This window comes from Alteromonas gilva, assembly GCF_028595265.1.
In the GTDB taxonomy this organism is placed as follows: Bacteria; Pseudomonadota; Gammaproteobacteria; order Enterobacterales; family Alteromonadaceae; genus Alteromonas; species Alteromonas gilva.
Window position 1 is genome coordinate 2,169,220 of record NZ_JAQQXP010000001.1, and the last position, 22,155, is coordinate 2,191,374.

Annotated in this window: 21 protein-coding genes; 6 read left to right on the forward strand and 15 right to left on the reverse strand. The window is 47.3% G+C overall.

All coding sequences use genetic code 11. The annotated features are described in order from the left end of the window. Positions 1-406: 406 nt before the first annotated feature. Positions 407-2,050 (forward strand): methyl-accepting chemotaxis protein, encoded by a 1,644-nt coding sequence (locus OIK42_RS09520; RefSeq protein WP_273640030.1) that lies wholly within the window; start codon positions 407-409, stop codon positions 2,048-2,050. 478 nt (positions 2,051-2,528) lie between these two features. Here OIK42_RS09520 and OIK42_RS09525 read toward each other — a convergent pair whose 3' ends face one another. The 3 genes from OIK42_RS09525 to OIK42_RS09535 all read right to left on the reverse strand — a co-directional run bounded on the left by OIK42_RS09525 (position 2,529) and on the right by OIK42_RS09535 (position 5,402). After that, a complete protein-coding gene (locus OIK42_RS09525; RefSeq protein WP_273640031.1) occupies positions 2,529-3,884 on the reverse strand; it encodes a DEAD/DEAH box helicase in 1,356 nt (451 codons plus the stop codon). 150 nt (positions 3,885-4,034) lie between these two features. Further along, complete coding sequence (locus OIK42_RS09530) at positions 4,035-4,694, reverse strand: CoA transferase subunit B (protein WP_273640032.1); 660 nt, start codon at positions 4,692-4,694, stop codon at positions 4,035-4,037. A gap of 9 nt (positions 4,695-4,703) precedes the next feature. Next, complete coding sequence (locus tag OIK42_RS09535) at positions 4,704-5,402, reverse strand: CoA transferase subunit A (protein WP_273640033.1); 699 nt, start codon at positions 5,400-5,402, stop codon at positions 4,704-4,706. Between the two features lie 101 nt (positions 5,403-5,503). Between OIK42_RS09535 and OIK42_RS09540 the strand changes: the two genes are divergently transcribed. Continuing rightward, positions 5,504-6,397: a LysR family transcriptional regulator gene (locus OIK42_RS09540; protein ID WP_273640034.1), complete on the forward strand. Its 894-nt coding sequence runs from the start codon at positions 5,504-5,506 to the stop codon at positions 6,395-6,397. 145 nt (positions 6,398-6,542) lie between these two features. On the opposite strand, the gene OIK42_RS09545 is transcribed toward OIK42_RS09540, so the two are convergent. Then, a complete protein-coding gene (locus tag OIK42_RS09545) occupies positions 6,543-7,445 on the reverse strand; it encodes a LysR family transcriptional regulator (RefSeq protein WP_309568759.1) in 903 nt (300 codons plus the stop codon). 157 nt (positions 7,446-7,602) lie between these two features. Here OIK42_RS09545 and OIK42_RS09550 point away from each other — a divergent pair, with 157 nt between their 5' ends. Together OIK42_RS09550 and OIK42_RS09555 are read left to right on the forward strand one after the other, a co-directional pair. Beyond that, on the forward strand, positions 7,603-8,055 hold the full coding sequence (locus tag OIK42_RS09550) for a DoxX family protein (RefSeq protein ID WP_273640036.1): 453 nt from the start codon (positions 7,603-7,605) through the stop codon (positions 8,053-8,055). A gap of 137 nt (positions 8,056-8,192) precedes the next feature. Continuing rightward, positions 8,193-8,993, forward strand: coding sequence for a DODA-type extradiol aromatic ring-opening family dioxygenase (locus OIK42_RS09555; RefSeq protein ID WP_273641477.1), 801 nt, complete (start codon positions 8,193-8,195; stop codon positions 8,991-8,993). A gap of 116 nt (positions 8,994-9,109) precedes the next feature. On the opposite strand, the gene OIK42_RS09560 is transcribed toward OIK42_RS09555, so the two are convergent. From OIK42_RS09560 to OIK42_RS09595, 8 genes are all read right to left on the reverse strand, one after another. Beyond that, the gene (locus OIK42_RS09560) at positions 9,110-9,355 is read right to left on the reverse strand and encodes a hypothetical protein (protein ID WP_273640038.1); all 246 of its coding nucleotides are present in this window, start codon (positions 9,353-9,355) and stop codon (positions 9,110-9,112) included. 423 nt (positions 9,356-9,778) lie between these two features. Beyond that, positions 9,779-11,194: a M56 family metallopeptidase gene (locus tag OIK42_RS09565; protein ID WP_273640040.1), complete on the reverse strand. Its 1,416-nt coding sequence runs from the start codon at positions 11,192-11,194 to the stop codon at positions 9,779-9,781. Continuing rightward, positions 11,187-11,564: a BlaI/MecI/CopY family transcriptional regulator gene (locus tag OIK42_RS09570; protein ID WP_273640042.1), complete on the reverse strand. Its 378-nt coding sequence runs from the start codon at positions 11,562-11,564 to the stop codon at positions 11,187-11,189. Before OIK42_RS09570 ends, OIK42_RS09565 begins: the two co-directional genes overlap by 8 nt. Before the next feature lie 299 nt (positions 11,565-11,863). Then, the gene (locus OIK42_RS09575) at positions 11,864-12,262 is read right to left on the reverse strand and encodes a hypothetical protein (RefSeq protein WP_273640044.1); all 399 of its coding nucleotides are present in this window, start codon (positions 12,260-12,262) and stop codon (positions 11,864-11,866) included. Between the two features lie 114 nt (positions 12,263-12,376). After that, a complete protein-coding gene (locus OIK42_RS09580; RefSeq protein ID WP_273640046.1) occupies positions 12,377-13,174 on the reverse strand; it encodes a hypothetical protein in 798 nt (265 codons plus the stop codon). 184 nt (positions 13,175-13,358) lie between these two features. After that, the gene (locus OIK42_RS09585) at positions 13,359-14,006 is read right to left on the reverse strand and encodes a hypothetical protein (RefSeq protein ID WP_273640048.1); all 648 of its coding nucleotides are present in this window, start codon (positions 14,004-14,006) and stop codon (positions 13,359-13,361) included. A 196-nt stretch (positions 14,007-14,202) separates the two neighbouring features. Then, positions 14,203-14,964 (reverse strand): hypothetical protein, encoded by a 762-nt coding sequence (locus OIK42_RS09590; protein WP_273640050.1) that lies wholly within the window; start codon positions 14,962-14,964, stop codon positions 14,203-14,205. 57 nt (positions 14,965-15,021) lie between these two features. Beyond that, the gene (locus OIK42_RS09595; RefSeq protein ID WP_273640052.1) at positions 15,022-15,783 is read right to left on the reverse strand and encodes a sensor histidine kinase; all 762 of its coding nucleotides are present in this window, start codon (positions 15,781-15,783) and stop codon (positions 15,022-15,024) included. Positions 15,784-15,958: 175 nt separating this feature from the next. Between OIK42_RS09595 and cysB the strand changes: the two genes are divergently transcribed. Then, positions 15,959-16,933, forward strand: a complete 975-nt coding sequence (cysB, locus tag OIK42_RS09600) for an HTH-type transcriptional regulator CysB (RefSeq protein ID WP_273640054.1) — start codon at positions 15,959-15,961, stop codon at positions 16,931-16,933. Positions 16,934-16,955: 22 nt separating this feature from the next. Here the strand turns inward: cysB and OIK42_RS09605 are convergent, their stop codons facing one another. From OIK42_RS09605 to pabB, 3 genes are all read right to left on the reverse strand, one after another. Beyond that, positions 16,956-18,326, reverse strand: coding sequence for an L-serine ammonia-lyase (locus OIK42_RS09605; RefSeq protein ID WP_273640056.1), 1,371 nt, complete (start codon positions 18,324-18,326; stop codon positions 16,956-16,958). 108 nt (positions 18,327-18,434) lie between these two features. Further along, on the reverse strand, positions 18,435-19,025 hold the full coding sequence (locus OIK42_RS09610; protein WP_273640058.1) for a CoA pyrophosphatase: 591 nt from the start codon (positions 19,023-19,025) through the stop codon (positions 18,435-18,437). Next, positions 19,012-20,631 (reverse strand): aminodeoxychorismate synthase component I, encoded by a 1,620-nt coding sequence (pabB, locus tag OIK42_RS09615; protein WP_273640060.1) that lies wholly within the window; start codon positions 20,629-20,631, stop codon positions 19,012-19,014. Before pabB ends, OIK42_RS09610 begins: the two co-directional genes overlap by 14 nt. Between pabB and OIK42_RS09620 the strand changes: the two genes are divergently transcribed. Then, entirely contained in the window at positions 20,611-22,140 is a 1,530-nt protein-coding gene (locus tag OIK42_RS09620; RefSeq protein WP_273640061.1) for a fumarate hydratase, read from the forward strand. The genes pabB and OIK42_RS09620 overlap by 21 nt on opposite strands. Positions 22,141-22,155 lie beyond the last annotated feature (15 nt).

The window sequence follows — 22,155 nt, forward strand, 5'->3', positions numbered from 1 at the left end:
TCGTTATCAGGCTCGTCGTTATCCCGGGCTGGTGCAGGCTTTCTGCGCATTGGCATATGGCCAATGTCTTCGGTTGTGCCCTGCTTGTTGTTGTATGGTTTGGCCTATTTATGATTATTGGTGGCACGGTATTTCAAATGTAGCAGACCGAATTAGGGGCTAACGCGTTTTCTGATTCGTATTCGTGCAAAGATCTTAATTTGTACGTTGTCGCACACAGATAGCCTTGGGTAACACAGCACCTTCTATTTCACAGCACTTTCTATTTCACAACGCCTAACTTCAACCTCGGCTGTTCAAAAAAATCAATTAAAAATATCGGTAGAAATAAAATAAACTAATCAAACTACAATTCGTGTTAAACTCGTCGACCTACATTCCGTAGTTTGGTGGTTCAGAGGTAATCATGGTTCAAAGATTTGCATCACTTACAATTAGAAGCCGCCTTGCGTTAGGTTTCGGCATTATACTCGCCCTGCTTATATTGCTTACCATTCAAGGGATAAACAAGGTTAACTTTATCGACCGTACCCTTTCTGAGATAACCGATATCAACTCAGTAAAGCAAAGATTTGCCATTAACTTCAGAGGCAGTGTTCATGATCGGGCCATCGCAATAAGAGACATTGCCATTGCGCGAAAACCATCAGAGATAACGACGTTTGTTAACGAAATTCGGGAACTGGAAACTTTTTACCGTACCTCGGAAAATGAAATGAACGCCATGCTGAATGACGACACGGTGTTTTCTGCAGAAGAGAAAAATATACTGCGCCGCATAGCGTCTATTCAAAGTCGTACGCTGCCACTCATAGAAGAAATTATCAACGCAAAGAGAAATAATGAAAGTGTTGATGATGTGGTGCTGGATGAAGCCAGACCGGCTTTTATTGCCTGGTTGAATACCATTAATGAGTTTATTGACTATCAGGAGCAGCAAAATCAACAAGCTACCCCTGAAGCAAGAGAAGTCGCCGGCGGCTTTCAGAGCCTGATGCTGGTGCTGACATTAATCTCTTTAACCATATCCGTGATTGTGGCATTTCTGATTGAAAGAAGCCTGCGCCTTTCCCTCGGCGGAGAGCCGTTTGACGCGCAGCGCGCCATTCAGACGATGGCCAATGGAGATCTGACGAAAAATTTAACATCCTCCTACAAAGGAAGCATCCTCGACTCACTCTCAGACATGAGTGATAAGCTTACTGAAATTGTGAGGAATATCGTAAGCACCTCCAATGATGTCTCTACCCAAATCAGCGAGGTTGCAGAAGGCTCCGCAAATGCGCTGGATGCTGCACAAAAACAGGCCATGCTGACAAATGAAACGGCTTCCAAATTAATCGCAATGCGCTCAAGCATTGATGAGGTGGCTGAAATTGCCAAACGAACGGAAGAAAACTCAGGCCTGACTGTTGATTACGCTGGACAGGGTCGCGTGGTCGTAGAGTCAACCTCGGCTGAAATTGAAAAAATCTCAACCACGGTAAATCAGTCAGTTGAGCAAATAAAACTGCTGGAAGAAAACACCAAGAAAATTGGCGGCATCGCCGGCGTAATCAGTGGTATATCTGAACAAACTAACCTGCTCGCGCTAAACGCCGCCATCGAAGCGGCCAGAGCGGGAGAATCCGGTAGAGGATTTGCAGTAGTTGCCGATGAGGTTCGTCAGCTGGCGCAGCGCACCGGCGAAGCAACTTCACAGATTGAAAGTATGATATCAGAGGTACAAGCCCAGACCGCCGCATCAGTAAACGCCATGGAAACAACGCAGCCATTAGTTGAGAATGGCCGTGCCCAGGTGATCAAGGCAACAGAATTACTCGAAAATATTGAGCGCCAGGCCAATGACTCTTTGATACGCGTTCAGGAAGTGGCCCGGGCTGCGTCAGAGCAAGTGAATGTGGTTGGCGATGTGAGCCAGGCAATGGAAAAAATCACGGCTATGTCAGAAGAGGCAACCCAGTCCATGCACAGCAATAAGACAGCAACACAAACCCTGAATGAACTGTCGCATCAGCTCAAAGAAGAAGTCAGATTCTTTACTGTTTAATCAATCGGTTCGTGCCCGGCAAAGGAGCACGAACTTCCATATACATTTGAATATAGTGGTGTGATTACCAAGGGTAACTGACCGTATAAGCACCATTACTCAAACTACACAACCGCAGAGCTTCTGGAAGTTCTGGACTCCATCGATCACGCGCTATGTCTAAAACGTGTTAAGCAAATTAAGCATCAACTAACGCAACGAAAGGATTTACCAGAATTAAAAGCCAATGATGGAGCGCGTCCGTGCAAAGAATAAACGCCTGGGATTGTTGGCCAGGTCTTCTTGTTCGTTGTCGCCCTGTTTTTACTAAGGGTCACTACAAATGGCTTAATTACCGTACCTTTGGTATGAGGAGAAGCACCTACAGCTATACTTCTTCGCCGGAAATGTACTTACTCATTCTAGCCGCCCATATTATTTCTATGGGCGTTTGTGTAAAACGGGTTGTTACGGCGAGACGCTAGGCTAAACAAAACGTTTAGCCCTCATCATTGTCGTCGTTATCAAGCTCGTCGTTATCCGGTGCTGGTGCAGGCTTTCTGCGCATTGGCATATGGCCAATGTCTTCGCCGGTCATGGTTTTCACCCGACGGGTTTTCTTAACCGCTGACGTGCCGCCGTTAGCGGTGTCTTTGCTGGCGTTTTTAGCCGCTTTAGGTTTTACTGGCTTGGGTTTAATGCCTTTAAACTTAGCCGGCAATTCAGAGTGTGCCTCTGGTTCAATGGGATAGCTGAGCTGTTGTTTGAGGGCTGTAAAACTTTGCCAGTCACGTTTACCCACAAAGGAAACCGCTGCACCCTGGTTGCCTGCGCGACCGGTACGGCCAATGCGGTGTACGTATTCTTCAGGGTGTTTAGGCATGTCGTAGTTCACCACTAAGCCAACCTTGGATAAATCTAATCCTCGTGACGCCACATCGGTTGTCACCAGAATATCAAACTGACCGCGCGCAAAGTCATTCATTGTTAATGAGCGTTTAGACTGTGCATAATCGCCACGCAGAGGCCGTGATGAACGCGTGGGTAGTTCACTGGTCAACATGGCTGCCAGACGTTCGGCATCGTCGCGGGTGGCGGTAAATACAATCGCCTGATTATAATCGAGGCTGGCTAACTGATTAACCAATAAGGCATCTTTGTGCTCAGGGTGATCAGCAAAGTAAAGTGTTTGGCTAATGTCGGTATGTTCTGCCGTGGCGCTGCCTACCGCCACACGTACCGGCGCTTTAAGCAGAGTATCGAGCACATGGTTGAGCTCAACGTGATCCATGGTCGCCGAGAACAACATGGTTTGACGTTTGCGGTGATCGGCCTTGCGGTTGATCAGGGTAATAGCCTGGGCAAAGCCTAAATCGAGCATGCGATCAGCTTCATCGAAGATCAGCATTTCGAGGCCGTTAATGAAAAAGCTCTTATCTTCGAGGTGGTCGGCAATCCGGCCAGGTGTACCTACAATAATATGCGGATTGCGACGCAATGCTTTAGCCTGATCATTATAATTATCGCCGCCCACCACTAACGCCGTTGCCAGGCTCTTTTTTTGACACAGCCACTTCGCTTCGCCAAACACCTGTTTGGCCAGTTCCCGGGTGGGGGCCAGAATAAGCACCCGCGGATCCTGTTTACTAAGCGCCTTTTGCGTGAGTAAGCGATGCACAGCCGGAAGCAGGAACGCCAGGGTTTTGCCCGATCCTGTTTTAGACGATGCAATAATGTCTTTGCCCAGCAACGCCGGGAGAATGGTTTTTTCCTGAACTTCGGTAAGTTCGGTAAAGCCTTTATCTTCTACTCGGCTAACAAGAGTGTGGTGGACAGGTAAATCGGTTATTAACAAGGTAATGACGCTCCGCTTAATGATCGCGCCTATTATCCCTGAATACGCGGGTGAGTAAAGCCGCAGAGGTAATATTCATGGTTGGGGAGTGGAAAAGGCAGATAACGCAACACGACTTGCGCTATCTGCTTGCTGCCAGGGGCAGTTTACTTAGGAAAAGTGCATTTCCGGGATATCGCCTTCAACTACTAACTTGCCGGCCGTTTTGGCCTCGATTTCGTCGATGGTCACACCAGGCGCACGCTCGCGCAGATAAAACGCGCCGTCTTTCACTTCCAGTACCGCTAAATCGGTAATAATACGGGTAATACAATTCACCCCTGTCAGTGGTAACGTACATTCAGACAACAGCTTGGAATTGCCGTGTTTGTCGGCGTGGGTCATGGTAACGATAATGTTTTTGGCGCCGGCGACTAAATCCATCGCGCCGCCCATGCCTTTTATGAGCTTGCCTGGAATCATCCACGAGGCGATATTGCCGTTTACGTCTACTTCAAAGGCACCCAGCACGGTAAAGTCCACATGGCCACCACGGATCATGGCAAAGCTCTCTGCCGAACTGAATATTGAGGCGCCGGTGCTGGCCGTTACGGTTTCCTTGCCGGCGTTAATCATGTCTGCGTCAATGGTTTCTTCGGTTGGATAGGGGCCCATACCCAGCAAACCATTTTCTGACTGCAGCATCACACTGATGCCTTCGGGTACATAATTTGCGGCCAGTGTTGGAATACCAATCCCCAGATTCACGTAACTGCCATCCTGGAATTCCTGCGCAACACGCATTGCAATTTGCTCTCTTGTTAATGCCACGGTCGCCTCCTATTTAGCCGTAATACGGCGTTCGATACGTTTTTCAAACGTGCCCTGGATTACCCGGTCTACATAAATACCCGGTGTGTGGATATGTGCCGGATCCAATTCACCAGGCTCCACGATTTCTTCTACTTCTACAACGGTTATTTTACCTGCCGTCGCCGCCATAGGATTAAAATTTTGTGCGGTATGACGGTAAATGCAGTTACCATAGCGGTCTGCTTTCCAGGCTTTAACAATCGCAAAGTCACCGGTGATAGACTCTTCCAGTATATACGGGCGGCCGTTAAATTCTTTTACTTCTTTGCCTTCGCCAACCGGTGTACCGTAGCCGGTTGCGGTGTAAAACGCCGGGATACCCGCACCACCGGCACGCATTTTCTCTGCCAGGGTACCTTGCGGGGTTAACTCTACTTCGAGTTCACCGTTAAGTAACTGCTTTTCAAACAGGGCATTCTCGCCAACGTACGACGAGACCATTTTTTTGATTTGTTTATCTTCGAGCAAAATACCCAAACCAAAACCGTCGACACCGCAGTTATTCGACACAATAGTGAGGCCTTTGGTACCCATTTTTTTTATCTGGGCAATACTCCCTTCCGGAATACCGCATAGTCCGAAGCCACCTGCAATCACGGTCATGTTATCTTCTAACCCTTGCATTGCTTCGTCGTAACTGGATACGACCTTATCGAAGCCAGACATAGCATGCTCTCCTCTAATTAATGAACAATGTCAGTATTAATCACGGTTAAAATTTTGTAAAATTGAATTAATATCACTATTAATAAATAAAAGTTAATAATATGAGCGTGTCGTACCGAAACATGCAGGCCTTTGTTTGCGTTGCTGACTCTGCCACGTTTGCCGAGGCGGCTGAAAAGCTGTTTTTAACGCAGCCGGCGTTGTCGAGTGCCATTAAAAAAATGGAGCAACAGTTGGGTGGCCAGTTATTCAGTCGCACCACACGGCGGGTACAATTAACCCCGGAAGGCGAGACCCTGCTGCCCCAGGCGCGCCGGTTATTGCTGGAGTGGGATGATGCGGTAGAAGGCGTACAAAATTTGTTTGCCATGGCACAGGGGCGGTTGTCGGTGGCTGCCATGCCGTCGTTTGCAGAATCACGGTTGCCGGGTATTCTGGTTCGCTTTCATCAACAGTTTCCGAATATTCGCCTGCGTATTCATGATGTGATCATGGAAGAAACTATTCATGCTGTGCGCACTGGCCGGGCCGACATTGGTTTTTGTTTTGAGCCGGAGTTACTCGATAACTTAGACTTTTTCCCGTTGTTTAACGACCGCTTTGTGGCCGTAATGCCCCAACAGCATCCGCTTAATGGCAAGCGCAGTATTGGCTGGCAGGATTTGGTTAATGAGCCCTTTATTATGCTCAACAAAGGTTCTTCGGTGAGGCAGTGGACAGAGCATACCGCCGCGCGGTTTGGCCAGCTAAATATCGTGGCCGAAACTGGTCAGTATGGCTCGGTGGGGCAGTTAATAGCACAAGGCCTTGGTATCTCCGTTGTACCTTCGCTGTGTTTGGAGCAAATGCTGCGTAAGGGACTGGTATGCCGGGATATTACCGACAGCCCGCTGGTAAAACGGGTAGGGATGGTGCGCGCCAGCAGAGGGGTAACTTCTGTCACCGCGCAAACATTGTGGCAGCAAGTGGTTGAGGTGAATACCGATAAGGTTTAGCCACTGTCACTCACATACTTATGTCAGCGTTCAGATGACTAACCCGCTAATTATCTCATCAGCACTCATGGTAATGTTCACCGTTAGGTATTTCGCCAAACGCAGGGGCGGTGTGTCTGGTGCGCTACGATGATTCGATTGCGCTTTACTTTGCTGCCGTCAGGCAGTTGTCCCAGTAGGGTTGGTCACCATAATAGTCGGCAGCAAAGTTAATAAAAGCGCGCACCTTGCTGGCCAGTAGTTGCCTGTGTGCATAGACGGCGTAAAGCCGCATTGGCGGTGGCTTATGGTCACGCATAATCACCTTTAACTGGCCTTGTTCAAGGGCCTGATAGCAAATAAAGGTAGGCTGCAACGCAATACCATGGCCAAGTATGGCTGACTGTGTCAGCAATTCACCATGATTACAGGTCAGGGCGGCGTTGTGCATGTTCTGCCCTTCGGCAAGGAAATTGTGAGGCGCAGGGCTGTTGCCTTCATCAATATAGCTGTATCGCAAATAGCGGTGAGTTTTAAGATCGTCAAGGGAGTGCGGTTCACCGTACTGAGCTAAATATGACGGGGCCGCACACAGCACTAACTGAATTGGCGTCAGGGGTTTTGCAATAAACGAAGAACTCTTTAAATGACCAATTCTAAGCGCAATATCAAAACCTTCTTCAATAATGTCTACTTTGCGATCGCTAAGGTTTAAATCTATATCCACATCAGGGTACTGCTGTTGAAACGTGCTGAGCAGCGGCGCGAGGTGTTGTGTGGAGAAGGCGACTGGCGCACTGATCCTTAGCAGGCCGTTAGCCTGATGCTGCATGGCATTAAGATCGCTTTCCATGCTATCAATTTCTTCCAATACCTGGCTGGCCCTTAATAAATACTGCTGACCCGCTTCGGTAAGGTGTACGCGACGGGTAGTACGGTTGAGCAACCTGCTGGCCAGATGATTCTCCAGTTGCGATACGTACTTGCTCACTAGTTGCGGTGATTTATCAAGCTTTTCAGCCGCCGCGCTAAATGAACCTGAACGCGCCACTGTTATGAATGCTCGCATTGCTTCAATTCTGTCCATAAGGTCTATTATCAACGAAGTGTTGATAATTACTCTATTTTATCTCTATTAATAAATCAATTTGCGAGTAGTAAAGTGGCAACGACTTAGCGAGACGTCATTCGCAAGGCGTTTAATTAAATTAACCGGAGATTGAATTATGAACACAACATTATTAAAACTACTTTCTACTGATGCGGGTTTTGCGGCTTTAATCCTGCGGGTACCAACCGGCATTGTATTAGCTGCCCATGGTGCCCAAAAATTATTTGCCTGGTTTGGTGGTTACGGGCTTGAAGGCACCGGCCAATACATGACTAGTCTGGGCCTTGAGCCTGGATATTTAATGGCGCTACTGGCTGGAAGTGCTGAGTTTTTTGGCGGGCTGGCGCTGATATTCGGCGTGTTAACCCGGCCCGCAGCGTTGGTGGCAGCTTTTACTATGGTCATGGCAATATTTACAGCGCATATTCAAAACGGCTTGTTTATATCGAATGGCGGCTATGAATACGCACTCGCGCTTTTGGCGGCAACAGCATCACTCGTTTTAAGTGGCGCAGGGCGGTCTTCGGTTGACCGGGTTATTGCCGCAAAACTCCCCCGTCAGGCTTAATCGCACCATGGCCTGCAATCCCGGGCAGGCCACAAATCGGAAGCTTAAGGGAGCCTGACTGGTAGCAATGTCAGAAAAGTTAAAAAAGCGCGGCACTGTGACAGTTAGCCCGAAAGGTATTAAGGAGACTCAAGGTGATGAACAACTCACAACAAGCGGTGTTTATCTCTCACGGCGGTGGGCCCATGCCGCTACTGGGGGACCCAGGCCATCAGGGATTGGTTGAACATCTCAATGCACTCAGCAAGCGCCTGCGCCGGCCGTCGGCCATATTAGTTATCAGCGCCCACTGGGAAGCGGCGGTTGCAACGGTAACCAGCAATCCGGCACCACCGCTACTGTACGACTACTATGGCTTTCCCCCTCAAAGCTATAAAATAACCTACCCGTGCCCGGGGGAACCAGCGTTGGCGGCGAGTGTGGCCAGCGCACTTCAATCTGCGGGTATTAAGGTGAACACCGATGATGAGCGTGGTTTGGATCATGGCGTGTTTGTACCACTTAAGCTTATGTATCCGGATGCCGATATTCCAGTTGTTCAACTGTCACTGCTGAACAGCCTTGATGCCAGCCTGCACATTCAATTAGGGCAGGCCATCGGTGCTCTGGAGTATGACAATTTGTTGATCCTGGGTTCAGGTTTTTCGTTTCATAACATGCGCGCATTTTTTGCGCCGGATACCGCCGTGAGCCGGGAACACAATGTTGCGTTTGAAAGCTGGTTTAAAAACGTAATGACGGCACAAGACATAAGTGAAGAGTCGCGGTCTGATCAGCTTTGCAATTGGGAGCAAGCGCCCGGTGCACGGTTCTGTCATCCACGTGAAGAGCATTTGTTACCACTGCACGTTTGTTATGGAGCGGCTGGCAGAGCGGCTGATATTGTCGAGTCTGTGGTTGTGCTGAATAAGCAGGCAGGCACGTTTGGCTGGTTGTAGTGTGCGTTTTATCAGGCGATAAAAAGAACCGCATCGTGAAGTCACCTAAAAGTGTAAAGACACCTGAAAGCAGCGTTCAGGTGTCTAGGTTTTTATCAATTGTTGTCTTGTTGGCGTTATGAACTCGGTAGCTTATTACGTGCCAGTTGATGTTCACTTTGTTGAGTCACTGAGTACACATCACCGTATATTTGTTCAAAAAGCTGCTGCCAGATTTTCGACTCCTGATTAGCTTGCCAATGATCAGTATTAAATACCTTGTGCTGACTACTTGCAGAATATTCGTGAATGATTTTGCGACCATACATGACTACTTTCTTTTTATAAGGGTCAAATAGAACAACCTCATACCTTAATTTCATTCTCTCGGCGTACTGACAAAAACCGGGAAACCAGCCGCTATTTCTGCTGGCAAAAATAACTGCCGGCACTTTGCATTCTTCCGTTATCCCGCGTGCGTGAGAGATGGCCTTTAGCCTGATTTGCGCGACGAGTGTAGACTGCTCGCCTTAAGAAATTTGCTCAAACTCTATCTTTTGATTGTCTGAAGCGCGGCGTACCTCGCTATATTCTTTTGATAGGTCTGCTAAATATTTTTCGGTGCTATCTTTCCACCTATGACTGAGGGATGTGAGATGCAAATCCTCAGTGCCAGGCGGTGCATAAACGATATATTTAAACTCCTGTAAGTCTTTAATTGGTGCGGTCACCAATTTTTCAAAATCAGAAGATTCAACTTGTTCGAGTAGAGGTTGATCGTTGGGTAAACGTCTGTTGTTTGGCGTTTATGATGTATCGAGTCTATGGACAGGCTCCGGGTGCTTTGACGGCTTTGTTATTGGCTGACCAGCTTGCGCCAGGTAATCTATAGCGACTTCACTGCTCACGGCAGCTGTTTTTGCTAACTTTTCATCCGGATCAGTTTCTCTACTACTGCTAGTTGCGTTACTGTGGACTGGTTCATGTTCATTTTTTAACTGCTGCTCATTGGTATTATCGGTTTTATTTGCTTTGTTAGCGAAAACCTGTTGTTCCACTGCCGTTGAATCGAGTGAACTATCAGCAGAGACCTCCGTGTTTACGTTAGTTATTGGTGGTGGAGTAGTAGTCCTTATCGACGTCAGTTGCTCACTAACATCTACATGCTGTACTTGCTCTGGTTGGGCAGATGTTTTCGTTTCGTTAGCGATAGAAGTGTAGTGAGTACCGGCATTAACGTTTAAGGTTAATCCTAAAATAGCCACGCAGCTCAGCGCAATTGTGTGCTCAACAGACTTTGATAATCGTCTCGGTTGGCCAAATAAACGCTTCACTCTTGCCAGTAATAAATACTGATTTTTATTCGCCGCCACAGCGGTTTGACTATTATGGCTAATATCGGCGAAGCGGCTCAATGTATGGGCAAATGTCAGCGGGCTGCCACAGACTTTTACTGCGATATCGTCACAGCAATGCTCACGTTCAATGTCAATTTTCTTACTTATAGCGAGTACAAACGGGTTAAAGAAAAAAAGTACTTTGATGGCACACTGAACAATATTCATCAAATAATCATTACGCTTAATATGAGCCAGTTCATGCAGCACTATGGCTTCGACCTGCTCGTGAGGCAACTGCGATAACATACCGAGTGGCAATAATATTACCGGCTTTACATGACCGATAACGCAAGGAACCAGCACTTTGGTCGACTGAAAAAAACGAATGTTTTTGTGTATTGCTAGTTGAGCAGCCAACGCTTCAAATCTTTTCTGCGAATTATTGGGAACTGTGCTAATAGCACGGGACTTTAATTGATGTGTTAAGACTAAGTCTGCTATATAACGCAGTGCCTGTAGCGCAAAGCCACAAATCCACGCCGCTACAATGTAAATTAACCAAGGATTGACGGTTTGATAGATCCATTGCCACCAGGAACGGGGGCTATCGGCCACCAAAACACTTTGTAGCTGGCTAAATAAAGCCTTTGCTTGAGCAATATCCTGATAACTGTAGGTGTATGTTTTAGCGCTTATTAAAAAGCAGCAGCCCAATGCAATAACGGCTAGCCAGTACCTTGTTAAAGCACTCGCTCGCTTATTAATAAATAAAGTAAATATAAGCAATAACAGAACTATTAAACTCTGCCAAAAGGAATGCACTATGGTCCATCCGAGGGCATATACAAACTGGCTATCAAGTAATGTAATAAATCTATCCATGATCTTTATTCTCCATTTCTTTTATGAATGCCTTTACTTCGTCAATCTCGGCTTGCGTGACATCATGCTTACCTAATAACTGCATCATGAGGCGACTGGCAGACCCACCGAAGGTGCTTTTTACAAACTTATCCAGCAAATTACCTTTCGCTTCAGACTCTTGAATCAACGGAAAGTAAATATGGCTTTTACCTTCTTTACGTCGATCCAGCAGGCCTTTTTCGACCATTATCTGCATTGTTTTAAGGGTTGTCGTATAACCGACTGCGCGCTGTAAATTAAGTTGCGTATTGACAGTTTGCGTAGTGGCTTCTTTGGTTTTCCAAAGCACGTTTAATATTTCGAGCTCTGCTGGGGTCGGTGTAACCATGTTTTATCCTTAAATACGAATAGCTTCGTATTTACTATGTACGAAACCCATCGTAGTTGCAAATCCAAATCGCGATTTTTATTTACAAGCGAAGAAGAAGGGGAGTAGCGAAATGGAGAAAAATCTAAACTTACCCGACTTAGGGGTTTGTAAAATAAGCCTTTAGGCTAGAGAGCTACAATGAAATAGTGCCGTCGCCGTTTTTGGTTGACTATTTACAGTAATCTTTACAAGCTTAAAGCGTCTTCAAAAATATTCCCGCATCGTGCGGTTTATCCGCTTAAGCGCTCATCATTGGGTTATGAATCAATACTGCTAGTAGCAAACTTTTTTCTATTAACAATGAGCAGTACCAAACCTATGATGCCTGTCACGGTGCCGATAGGGAACAATAGTAGCAATATTGTCGAATAGAATATTAGTACCCAAAACAGCCAACCAGTGCGATATTTTAAAAACACAACGGAAACGACAAATAGGATTATTGCCACTAATGATAAGAGGCTGCCCTGTATGATGTTTATCGTTGCTGCTCTTAATTCGTCCTGTGGAATTTTGGGCTCATTGGGGCCAAACAGCGTTATTTCCTGAAATGAAGAGGCCATCAAAAGATACGTTTCAACGACTCCCCAGAGGGGGGCCCAAAATAGAAGTAATCCTAAAATTGCGAGGTATCTCCCTGTAGTTTGTTTTTTCACGTTGCTTCCTTGTGCGTGTTGTGTGCCGTTGCATGAGCCAGTTTGATTAAGAACGGCTGATAATAAAAGGGCGATTAGTTAAAAGAAAAGAGACACGGCCAGCATTGGCCAGCATTACTCAAATACAAGTTGCGAATAAAAATATTCCTGCTCTTTATCAAAGTAGGTTACCCGTTTTCCTTTTTGCATATTTAAGCTATCACCGGCTTGAAAAAGTCTCCTTACCATTGACATATATATTGTTGTCCAGGGGCCTTCTTCAAACGCTTTGCCGACAATCTCACAGGTTAACTGTTTACAAGTAAGACTCAATATTTCAATACGATTACTCAGTTCATGGAGTTGAATCATATCACTTAAACGCTGCTCCATTTGCATATGCCACTGATCATTTCTATCCGGGTTGAGATTTTCTTTTATTTCATCGAGAAACGCGTTGTCTTCAGTAGCCTTACTAAAGAAACCCTCGGCAAAATGCTCAGGCACTCTATCGTTAAATAATTCTTTTAAAGCCTGCTTATGTCGCGTTTGCCATTGTTTTAATTCGCGAATGGCTTCATCAGACATTGCGGCAGTGGTGCCTGTATTGTCAGTTTTACCTGTGGTGGCTGTTTCCTGGCTGTCTGAATACTGTGGCGAAGTGGAGGGCGACGGCGCATTACCACCTGACTCAATTGGTTGAGTATCGCCCATGCTATTTTGCACTTCTTTGCTGGCGATAGCTGTTGGCAACTGGGCCTGCTTGGTTGTTAACGTCTCAGGTGATTGCTTTGCAATCGGGCTTTCAATCTGATGAGGGGGATGCTCTAAGGGGGATTCTTGCGTTTGATTTTGGTTAAGTAACGAGTGAGAAAGATAACCTGCAGCGAACGCAACAATAAGAGCCGACAACAATACAACGAGCTTTTGCATAATAATTCCTTTTAATAATCGCTAAGCCTAAACCCTGGCTAAATTTTTTAAATACTAATTTAAAAAAGCCGTGTTTGTTGTTTATTGAACGATTAAGCTTTTTCTATAAGTTAGGTAAAATATCAGCAACATTCAACATTTCTCTTGGTTTGAATCACGATAGGCAAGGACCTGTTAGCTTTTATTATTTCAGTGCGTCGTAGAGTTTATTTGCCAGATTCAAGGTGTTTGATGTTACGCCGTCGCGGCTGATGTGGAGTGTTTTTTCAGTAAACACGGTGTCGCGGGTTGTTTGTAAATAATCAACAATGGCCTCGTCGCTGACGTCTTGTTTTTTTAACGCGTTGGCATTTTCCCGGGCCTGGTTGAGTTCTACCGTGCTGCTAAGCTGCGCCAGTGTTTCGAGCTGCTTACTTAAACGCTCGTCCCGGTTTAGGTAATTTTGCAGTTTTGTAATGCCTGCTTGCTCTGATCCGGTTAAATCATCGACTGTCCAGCTACCGTCATTATTGGTGATGTTGACTGGCAAGTTGACGCCGTGTTGGGAGGCAAGTTCCTGCAGTTCTTCGGCCACGCGATGTTCGTAAAAATCACGCATATTTTTAAGTTTGTTTAACGACAAATTAGAATCACCGGCAGCGATGTCGGCTGAAATGGTACTAATTTGATTGTCGTCCAGACGCCCCGTCAGTTGGTTTAATTCGGCTTGCAGCTTAGTGCTACCGGTACCATCAGACAGTTTTTTAAACGCTTTATCTGCCGCGGTGGGATCGTTGAGGTAGTCGATTAACGTGGGTCTTGAGTTTATTTGCACAATCGTAGCACTGGTCATAGTGGTTGTCAGTTACGCTTTGGATTGCATGTTTCAGACCAGATTTAACCAGCCGATGATTAAATGACGTGGCGGGCATAGTGTGTGTTTATTTAGCCTGCTATCTGCCAGGCTGCGGGGGAGATAAAATGAATATCAGGGCAGGGCGCACACCGTTATAACATACGGTGTGCGTGGGGCTATTACGGCTAAATTGCTACCATTTTTTCTTGGGCGCAAACAATTCGTCCAGCTCGTCGCGCTCTTCTTCGCGGCGTTTGGCTCTGTCCTGCGCGTTGGCATTTTTAAGGTTTTCCTGGATTTCCTGCAATTGCTGTTTAACCCAATCCCTGCGGGTCTGAATAAACTCGTCAGACTGTGATTGATTCTCCAGCGCAGTAATCGCTTTTTCAAAGTACTGTCGTGCCGAGCCTAACATCCCGGACTGCTGAGCCGCTCTGCCGCGACGAATGAGGGTTTCAACATTCACTTTTAACTGCAGTTTTTCGAGTTGTTTGTCTTGCTCAAGGTAGGTGCTGCCATCGACTTTGCCTTTGCTTCGTTCGGTACGCAGCATCACTCGCAGTTTTTTTACTGCCTGAATGTATTGAATAATCATTTTGTCGGTTTCAGGCAGCGCGAACTGGTTGTTGTTATCAGGCTCCATATCAATCGATTTTATTCTTGAGCTGATATCTTCTAAATGTTGTTTGGTGTCCGGTGACGACGAAGAAAGTTCATTAATGACCTGCAAAGCGCGGTGAATTCGCTGCAACAGAATTTTTACCAGCCCCTGAGAAATAGGCATTTGCGCTGTTGCCATCAACACATTCTCGGTTTCATCGATGATGGTGCGCTGTTTGGCAACTTCTGTGCGTCGCTCTGCGTCCATTTTTGCTTTGTATTGTTGATAGGCGTTAACGACGATCGCTACAATGAGCAATACTACTATCAGTACAATTATTATTATAAATGTCATTCAGCGTTTCCTGTTATTACATCGATATGAACAGCGTTTTATGTGTATCGGCCAGTGTTAAGGGATTTTGACCTCAAAAACACCACCGCCCATAGCTCCCCCGTTAGACAAAGTAATAGAGCCCTGACGAACCTGATCATCAGCACTTCTTACATGTGCGCGAGCAATTAAATGTGCAAAATACAATCCCAGACCAGTACGTCCTTGTGATACGTTAAAGTCTGTGGGCTTTGCATCGTTGGCTACGAGCATATGGTCGGGATAACCATCGCCATCATCTTCTATTTTAATTACCAAAAAGTCGTTTTGCTGACTCACACTGATAATTATATCTGATGTACCATATCGCAGTGCATTGATCAAAACATCATTAATTAACAAATACATGAGATCGGCATCTAAATACCACGCCAGCTCATCCGTGCAGCGATTATCGATGCTGATGTTTTTTTGTGATGCATACAGTTGATTTGATAGCACAATGTCTTCAATCAGTTCGTTAACGTAGCACTGATCAATCATTACCGGCAAGCTTTCACGATTGGCCCGGTACAATGACAATATCTGCACTAACCCGGTATTCATTCGGTTCGCTTCGTAATGCAAATCGACGATTTGGCGTCGGGTGTCACTTAGTTCGGGTGGCAAGGTAGAAACAATTTGCTCAACTGACTGCACTAATAAATTCAGTGAGTTTTTCATGTCGTGCACAGCCGCAGCTAAAATAGTCGAAAAATCAATCTGTTCGTTGATGGGTGTACTAATACGACCGGGTGACTCTGTTGAATCTGGATGTTGCACGCCATTTTTGTCGGGCATTTGTATTACTTCCAATTGTTCTCAGACTTGCTTATGCTAGTATCCAACATAATAGCAACTTTTTCCTCTACTTTTGCGTAAGCATCCGATTTGGCCGGCCATTTAAATGTATTTTTACTGGCTGAGATGATTGACTTGTGCGCTGACGGTGGTCAGGTTACCGCGTGGATATACAATGAAATTACAACAATTAAGATATATTGTCGAAGTACAAAACAATAACCTTAACGTGTCGGCCACCGCTGAAAGTTTATTTACTTCGCAACCCGGTATCAGTAAGCAGGTCAGAATGCTCGAAGATGAGTTAGGCGTGCAGATATTTGGTCGCAGTGGTAAACACCTTACCCATGTTACACCGGCAGGCAATGAGGTGATCAACATTGCCCGGGAAATTCTTGCCAAGGTAGAAAGTATTAAAGCCGTTGCCCGCGAGCATAATTTGCCTGATCAGGGCAAATTAAACATTGCCACCACTCATACGCAGGCGCGCTATGCATTACCCGATGTCATTAAGGGCTTTATGAATAAGTACCCCAAGGTGTCGCTGCATATGCATCAGGGCACACCTTCGCAGATCAGTGATTTAGCCGCCAAAGGCGAGGCTGATTTTGCCATCGCGACAGAGTCGTTGCATTTATACAATGATCTGGTGATGCTACCTTGCTATCACTGGAATCGCAGTGTCATCGTTAACAAGGACCATCCGCTCGCTAAGAAAACCTCAATCACTATCGAAGACGTCGCTCAATACCCGCTGGTGACTTATGTGTTTGGTTTTACGGGGCGTTCTGAACTTGATCATGCATTTGAGAAAGCCGGCCTCACGCCTACGATTGTGTTTACCGCAACCGACGCCGATGTCATCAAAACCTATGTAAGGCTTGGTGTCGGCATTGGTGTGATTGCCTCAATGGCAGTGAGTGAAGAATTAGACGCCGATTTAGTAAAAATTGATGCCAGCCATATGTTTGATTACAGCACCACTAAAATCGGCTTTCGAAAAGGCTCTTTTTTACGCAGTTATATGTTTGATTTTATTGAGCGTTTTGCACCGCATTTAACTAAAGATAAAGTAGAAAAGGCAATGATGTGCAAAAATAACGATGAAGTGGAAAAAATGTTTAAAGGCCATACGCTACCGGTGAAGTAGCGCAGGGCTGTTCAGTTAAACATTAGCACTCGATAATATTTACCGCGAGACCGCCTCTGGCGGTTTCTTTGTATTTGGTCTTCATATCTGCGCCGGTGTCGCGCATGGTTTTAATCACCTTATCGAGTGACACTTTGTGTTCACCGGTACCGCGTAATGCCAGGCGCGATGCGTTAATAGCTTTTATCGCGCCCATGGCGTTGCGCTCTATACAGGGCACCTGCACCAGGCCACCGACGGGATCGCAGGTGAGCCCCAGGTTGTGTTCCATCCCAATTTCGGCGGCGTTCTCGACTGCCGCAATATTACCGCCTAATACTTCGGTTAATGCCCCGGCTGCCATAGAGCAGGCCACGCCAACTTCGCCCTGACAGCCCACTTCGGCGCCAGAGATGGAGGCATTTTCTTTATATAGAATGCCAATGGCACCGGCGGTTAACAAAAAGCGACTGGCAATGTCTTTGTCGACCGGACGGACAAACTTATCGACATACTTAAGTACCGCCGGAATAATGCCTGCAGCGCCGTTGGTCGGAGCTGTGACAACCCGGCCGCCGGCGGCGTTTTCTTCGTTTACCGCTAAGGCAAACATGTTAACCCAATCCAGAGGCTGCATGGGATCGCCGCTGTATTCGGTCATTAAACGATGGTAAAGCGATGGAGCCCGGCGCATCACTTTTAAGCCGCCAGGTAATATGCCTTCGCTCTCGATGCCGCGTTCGATGCTGGCATCCATGGTCATCCATAAATGTTGTAAGCGGGTTTTAATATCCACACCCGGGTGCAATGCCTGTTCATTTTTGAGCATTAAAGCGCTAATGCTCAGGCCTTGCTCCTTGCATAACGCCAATAATTGCTGCGCGGTAGTAAAGCTGAAAGGCACGGTGTTGGTGATTTCTTTTGCTTGTTGTTTGGCCAGATCCCATTGATCATCGCGCACAATAAAGCCGCCGCCAATGGAATAATAAGTCTGTGACAATAACAAGGCATCCTGATTGTAGGCATGCAGGGTCATGGCATTGGCGTGACGTGGCATGGTTTTACGGCGGTGAAACACAATCGCCTTGGTGCGCGGAAACGCGATGACCTGTTCGCCACCTAAATTCAGCTTTTCGCTGGCGTCGATGTCGGCCAGCCAGCGCTCAATGGCATCCACATCGATGGTTTCCGGGCGCTCACCGAGTAAACCGAGTATCACCGCTTTGCCACTGCCATGGCCTTTACCGGTTTGACCTAAAGAGCCAAAAAGCTCTGTCGTTACATGGGTAACCTTGTTTATCAGCTGCTGGGAACGTAACTCGCTGACAAACTCTGCGGCCGCATTCATGGGACCTACAGTATGAGAGCTCGACGGGCCAATCCCGATGCTGAACATATCAAATACGCTAATCATTCGATGCTATAACCTTATCTTTTTATTTATATTGCCTGCTGGCAAGGGGTAGAGCAAACCAGATAAGCTAATGGTAGCATGAGATTAATTAATGATTTTTTTTGCCGCTTATGAGGCAGGCTGACGGGTGTCATGAAAGATTGACGCTAACTGACTGATGAGTGCTGCGGTGGCGCCCCATATCATGCGTTCCTGCCAGAGAATAAAATGCACAGGGTGGGCGAGATTACCGCGTTGTACAGACTCAATAAGGTGGTTATCCGGATTGAGTAGAAAGCTCAGCGGCACTTCAAAGGTATCATGCACTTCATTAGGATCGATATTAAGCGAAAACGCGGGCTCAACAATGGCTACCACGGCGGTAATATGAAAGCCGGTAAGCGTGTGATGAGGGGGAAGCGACCCCACAATCTGGCATTGCTCGCGGGGCAAGCCAACTTCTTCCCAGGCTTCGCGCAGCGCAGTTTCGGTTAAATTACGGTCGTGGCGCTCAACTTTGCCACCAGGAAAACTCACCTGGCCAGGATGGTGGGTTAAGTGGCTGGCGCGTTGGGTGAACAATACCCGTAAACCGTCCGTGTAGTTGAGCAGCGGAACCAGTACCGCCGCCGCTCTGCCGGTCTCGCGCAAGGGAAAGTCCTGGCTGGCAATCATCGGTGGCGAAACGTGAAACTGACTTAAGAAATCATGCTTTTTCAATGGTCGACTCCAGCACCGGTAAAATTCTGGCCACCTTGTCCAGGGTTTCCTGAAATTCCTCATTAGCCACAGAGTCCAGCACAATGCCGCCGCCAGCCCAGCAATAAAGTTGATTTTGCTCTGCTAACAGCGTGCGAATACAAATACTTGAGTCGAGGTCGTTTTTTAATCCCAGATACACCATACTGCCACAATAGGGCGCGCGGCGGTTAGGTTCAAGCTCTTCGATGATCTCCATTGCCCGAATTTTCGGGGCTCCGGTAATTGAACCGCCGGGAAAGCACCCTTGCAGGAGATCCAGCGGATGGCTGTCTGCGCTCAGGCGACTGCGTATTCGGCTAACCATATGGTGCACCGCAGCGTAACTTTCCAGTTTAAATAAATCCGGAACGCTTACACTGCCAGGCGCGCTATGCTTGCTGATGTCGTTGCGCAATAAGTCCACAATCATCAGGTTTTCAGCGCGGTCTTTTTCAGCACTGAGTAAGGCCGCAGCGTTACGTTCATCCTGGATAGGGTCGGTGCTTCTGGGCCGTGTGCCTTTAATCGGCTTGGTTTCAATAATGCCGTCCCGACACTGAATAAAACGTTCCGGTGACAAGCTCAGAAGCGTGCTGTTGCCGGTGTTTAAAAACGCCGAGAATGGCGCATTATTAGCCTGCGTTAATAACCGGTATGCCGGCCATACATCTCCGCTAAACCCCGCTTTAAAACGCTGGGCAAAGTTTACCTGATAGCAGTCACCGGCGGTCAGGTAATCATGAACCTTACCCAGTGCGGTATTGTAATCCGTTTGCGTCAGGTTACTTTGCCATGGGGTGGTTAAACGAAAAGCCCGGCAACTGGCATTCAGCCAGTTATTAAAGTCGGGCACAGCTACCCCGGACGTATGACAAAAGTACCAGCGGTTAGTGTGGGTATCGTGGATCAGGGCCCGGTCATAGATGCCCAGCATCATATCCGGACATTCATATTCAGCGGGGTTTAACGAAGGTAATGTTTCAAAATATCGCCCCAGGTCGTAACTACAAAATCCAGCCAGCCCTAACACCATTGGTAAGGTGTTGTAGAGTGACTGTTCAACTTCTGAAGTATCAACGCTGAGCTGAAACGCCTGAATGTAAGACTGGGCTACTTTCAGTGGCGAGTGATCGCCGCGGAATTTTTTAATGATGGCGCCATCGGCGCTGGCGACACGGGTCTCGCCCTGTTTGCTGGTAAGGGTAAGTAAAGGTTGCCATAAGGCGATATCAAACCGGCTGCCGCTTTCCTGGCTGGCCCCTGAATCGAGTAACAGGGCACCATCGGTTTGTGCTACCGCCGCAAATACATCCTGAATGGTGCAGGTCGCGGCTAGCGACACTTCGGTTAAACTGAGCGACGTGGGCTCAAAATTATAATCTAATTGTGACATTAACAGTTTTACAATCGTTAGCAGATAGCAGGGCACATGACCTTTTCGATCCCGTGATACCGGAGTTCCACTAAGGTCGAAGATGGTTTTATTGGTGCCGGTTGTCGACATGGGGTAGTATACGGTTTCTTCGTCTAGATGACTATGTGAGCCTAAAAATAAGAGGACGCCATGACCGTAATTCGTCAACAAGACTTTATCGATAGCATTGAAGATGCACTGCAGTTTATTTCTTATTACCACCCCCTTGATTATGTGAAGGCCGTCGAACAGGCCTATTTAAAAGAAGAAAGCCAGGCGGCTAAAGACGCTATGGCGCAAATTCTGATTAACTCACGTATGTCAGCAGAAGGTAAACGTCCGCTGTGTCAGGACACCGGTATTGTGACCTGTTTTGTTAAAATCGGGATGTCGGTTAGCTGGGACAAAGCAGACATGACCGTTCAGGAAATGGTGGATGAAGGCACCCGCCGTGCATACCTTAACCCGGACAACCCGTTACGCGCCTCAATTGTTGCCGATCCGGCCGGCGCGCGAACCAATACTAAAGATAATACCCCGGCCGTAGTGCACATCGATATGGTGCCCGGTGACAAAATTGAAGTGATGATCGCGGCCAAGGGCGGCGGTTCAGAAAACAAATCTAAAATGGTAATGCTCAACCCCAGCGACGACATTGTAGAGTGGGTACTTAAAACGCTTCCTACCATGGGCGCCGGTTGGTGTCCGCCGGGTATGCTGGGCCTCGGCATTGGCGGTACGGCTGAAAAAGCCGCGGTACTGGCCAAGGAAAGCTTAATGGATCCGGTTGATATTCAGGAACTGATTGAGCGTGGTCCGCAAACGACGGACGAGAAACTGCGGGTAGAAATTTACGAGCGGGTGAATAAACTCGGGATCGGTGCCCAGGGGCTCGGTGGTTTAACCACGGTGGTCGACGTTAAAATTAAATCAGTGCCTACTCATGCCGCTTCTAAACCGGTTGCTATGATCCCCAATTGCGCGGCTACGCGTCATGCGCATTTTTATCTGGACGGCAGCGGCCCGGCCGATTTAAAAGCGCCTAAGCTGGAGGAGTGGCCCGAGGTAACCTGGGAAGTCAGTGAAAATACCCGCCGGGTGAACATGGACGACGTCACCAAAGAAGACATCAAAGAATGGAAAGTAGGCGAAACCGTGCTGCTTTCGGGCAAAATGTTAACCGGCCGCGATGCGGCTCACAAACGCATTCAGACCATGCTGGAAAACGGCGAAGGGTTACCCGAAGGTGTGGATTTTAACGGTAAGTTCATTTATTACGTTGGCCCTGTTGACGCAGTGGGTGACGAAGTAGTCGGCCCGGCAGGCCCAACCACCGCCACCCGGATGGATAAATTCACCGACATGATGCTGGAAAAAACCGGTATCGCCGGCATGATTGGTAAAGCTGAACGTGGCCCGGCTACTGTTGAGTCCATTGCTAAGCACGAGTCAGTGTATCTGATGGCGGTAGGTGGTGCGGCCTATCTGGTGTCTAAGGCGATAAAGAAAGCCCGCGTGGTTGCTTTTGAAGATCTCGGAATGGAAGCCATTTACGAGTTTGAAGTAGAAGATATGCCAGTTACCGTAGCAGTAGACAGCACCGGTGCCAATGCTCACCAAACGGGCCCGGCTATCTGGAAAGCGAAAATAGCTGAGTTAGACGAAGCATTGTCGAAATAACCGCCAGTCGGTAAG

Excerpts from the sequence above, each read along its gene's own strand:
- OIK42_RS09520 (WP_273640030.1), top strand. The coding sequence starts at position 407 with ATGGTTCAAAGATTTGCATCACTTACAATTAGAAGCCGCCTTGCGTTA.
- OIK42_RS09535 (WP_273640033.1), bottom strand. The coding sequence starts at position 5,402 with ATGTCTGGCTTCGATAAGGTCGTATCCAGTTACGACGAAGCAATGCAA.
- OIK42_RS09540 (WP_273640034.1), top strand. The coding sequence starts at position 5,504 with ATGAGCGTGTCGTACCGAAACATGCAGGCCTTTGTTTGCGTTGCTGAC.
- OIK42_RS09545 (WP_309568759.1), bottom strand. The coding sequence starts at position 7,445 with ATGCGAGCATTCATAACAGTGGCGCGTTCAGGTTCATTTAGCGCGGCG.
- OIK42_RS09550 (WP_273640036.1), top strand. The coding sequence starts at position 7,603 with ATGAACACAACATTATTAAAACTACTTTCTACTGATGCGGGTTTTGCG.
- OIK42_RS09555 (WP_273641477.1), top strand. The coding sequence starts at position 8,193 with ATGAACAACTCACAACAAGCGGTGTTTATCTCTCACGGCGGTGGGCCC.
- OIK42_RS09560 (WP_273640038.1), bottom strand. The coding sequence starts at position 9,355 with ATGAAATTAAGGTATGAGGTTGTTCTATTTGACCCTTATAAAAAGAAA.
- OIK42_RS09565 (WP_273640040.1), bottom strand. The coding sequence starts at position 11,194 with ATGGATAGATTTATTACATTACTTGATAGCCAGTTTGTATATGCCCTC.
- OIK42_RS09570 (WP_273640042.1), bottom strand. The coding sequence starts at position 11,564 with ATGGTTACACCGACCCCAGCAGAGCTCGAAATATTAAACGTGCTTTGG.
- OIK42_RS09580 (WP_273640046.1), bottom strand. The coding sequence starts at position 13,174 with ATGCAAAAGCTCGTTGTATTGTTGTCGGCTCTTATTGTTGCGTTCGCT.
- OIK42_RS09585 (WP_273640048.1), bottom strand. The coding sequence starts at position 14,006 with ATGACCAGTGCTACGATTGTGCAAATAAACTCAAGACCCACGTTAATC.
- OIK42_RS09590 (WP_273640050.1), bottom strand. The coding sequence starts at position 14,964 with ATGACATTTATAATAATAATTGTACTGATAGTAGTATTGCTCATTGTA.
- OIK42_RS09595 (WP_273640052.1), bottom strand. The coding sequence starts at position 15,783 with ATGCCCGACAAAAATGGCGTGCAACATCCAGATTCAACAGAGTCACCC.
- cysB (WP_273640054.1), top strand. The coding sequence starts at position 15,959 with ATGAAATTACAACAATTAAGATATATTGTCGAAGTACAAAACAATAAC.
- OIK42_RS09605 (WP_273640056.1), bottom strand. The coding sequence starts at position 18,326 with ATGATTAGCGTATTTGATATGTTCAGCATCGGGATTGGCCCGTCGAGC.
- OIK42_RS09620 (WP_273640061.1), top strand. The coding sequence starts at position 20,611 with ATGACCGTAATTCGTCAACAAGACTTTATCGATAGCATTGAAGATGCA.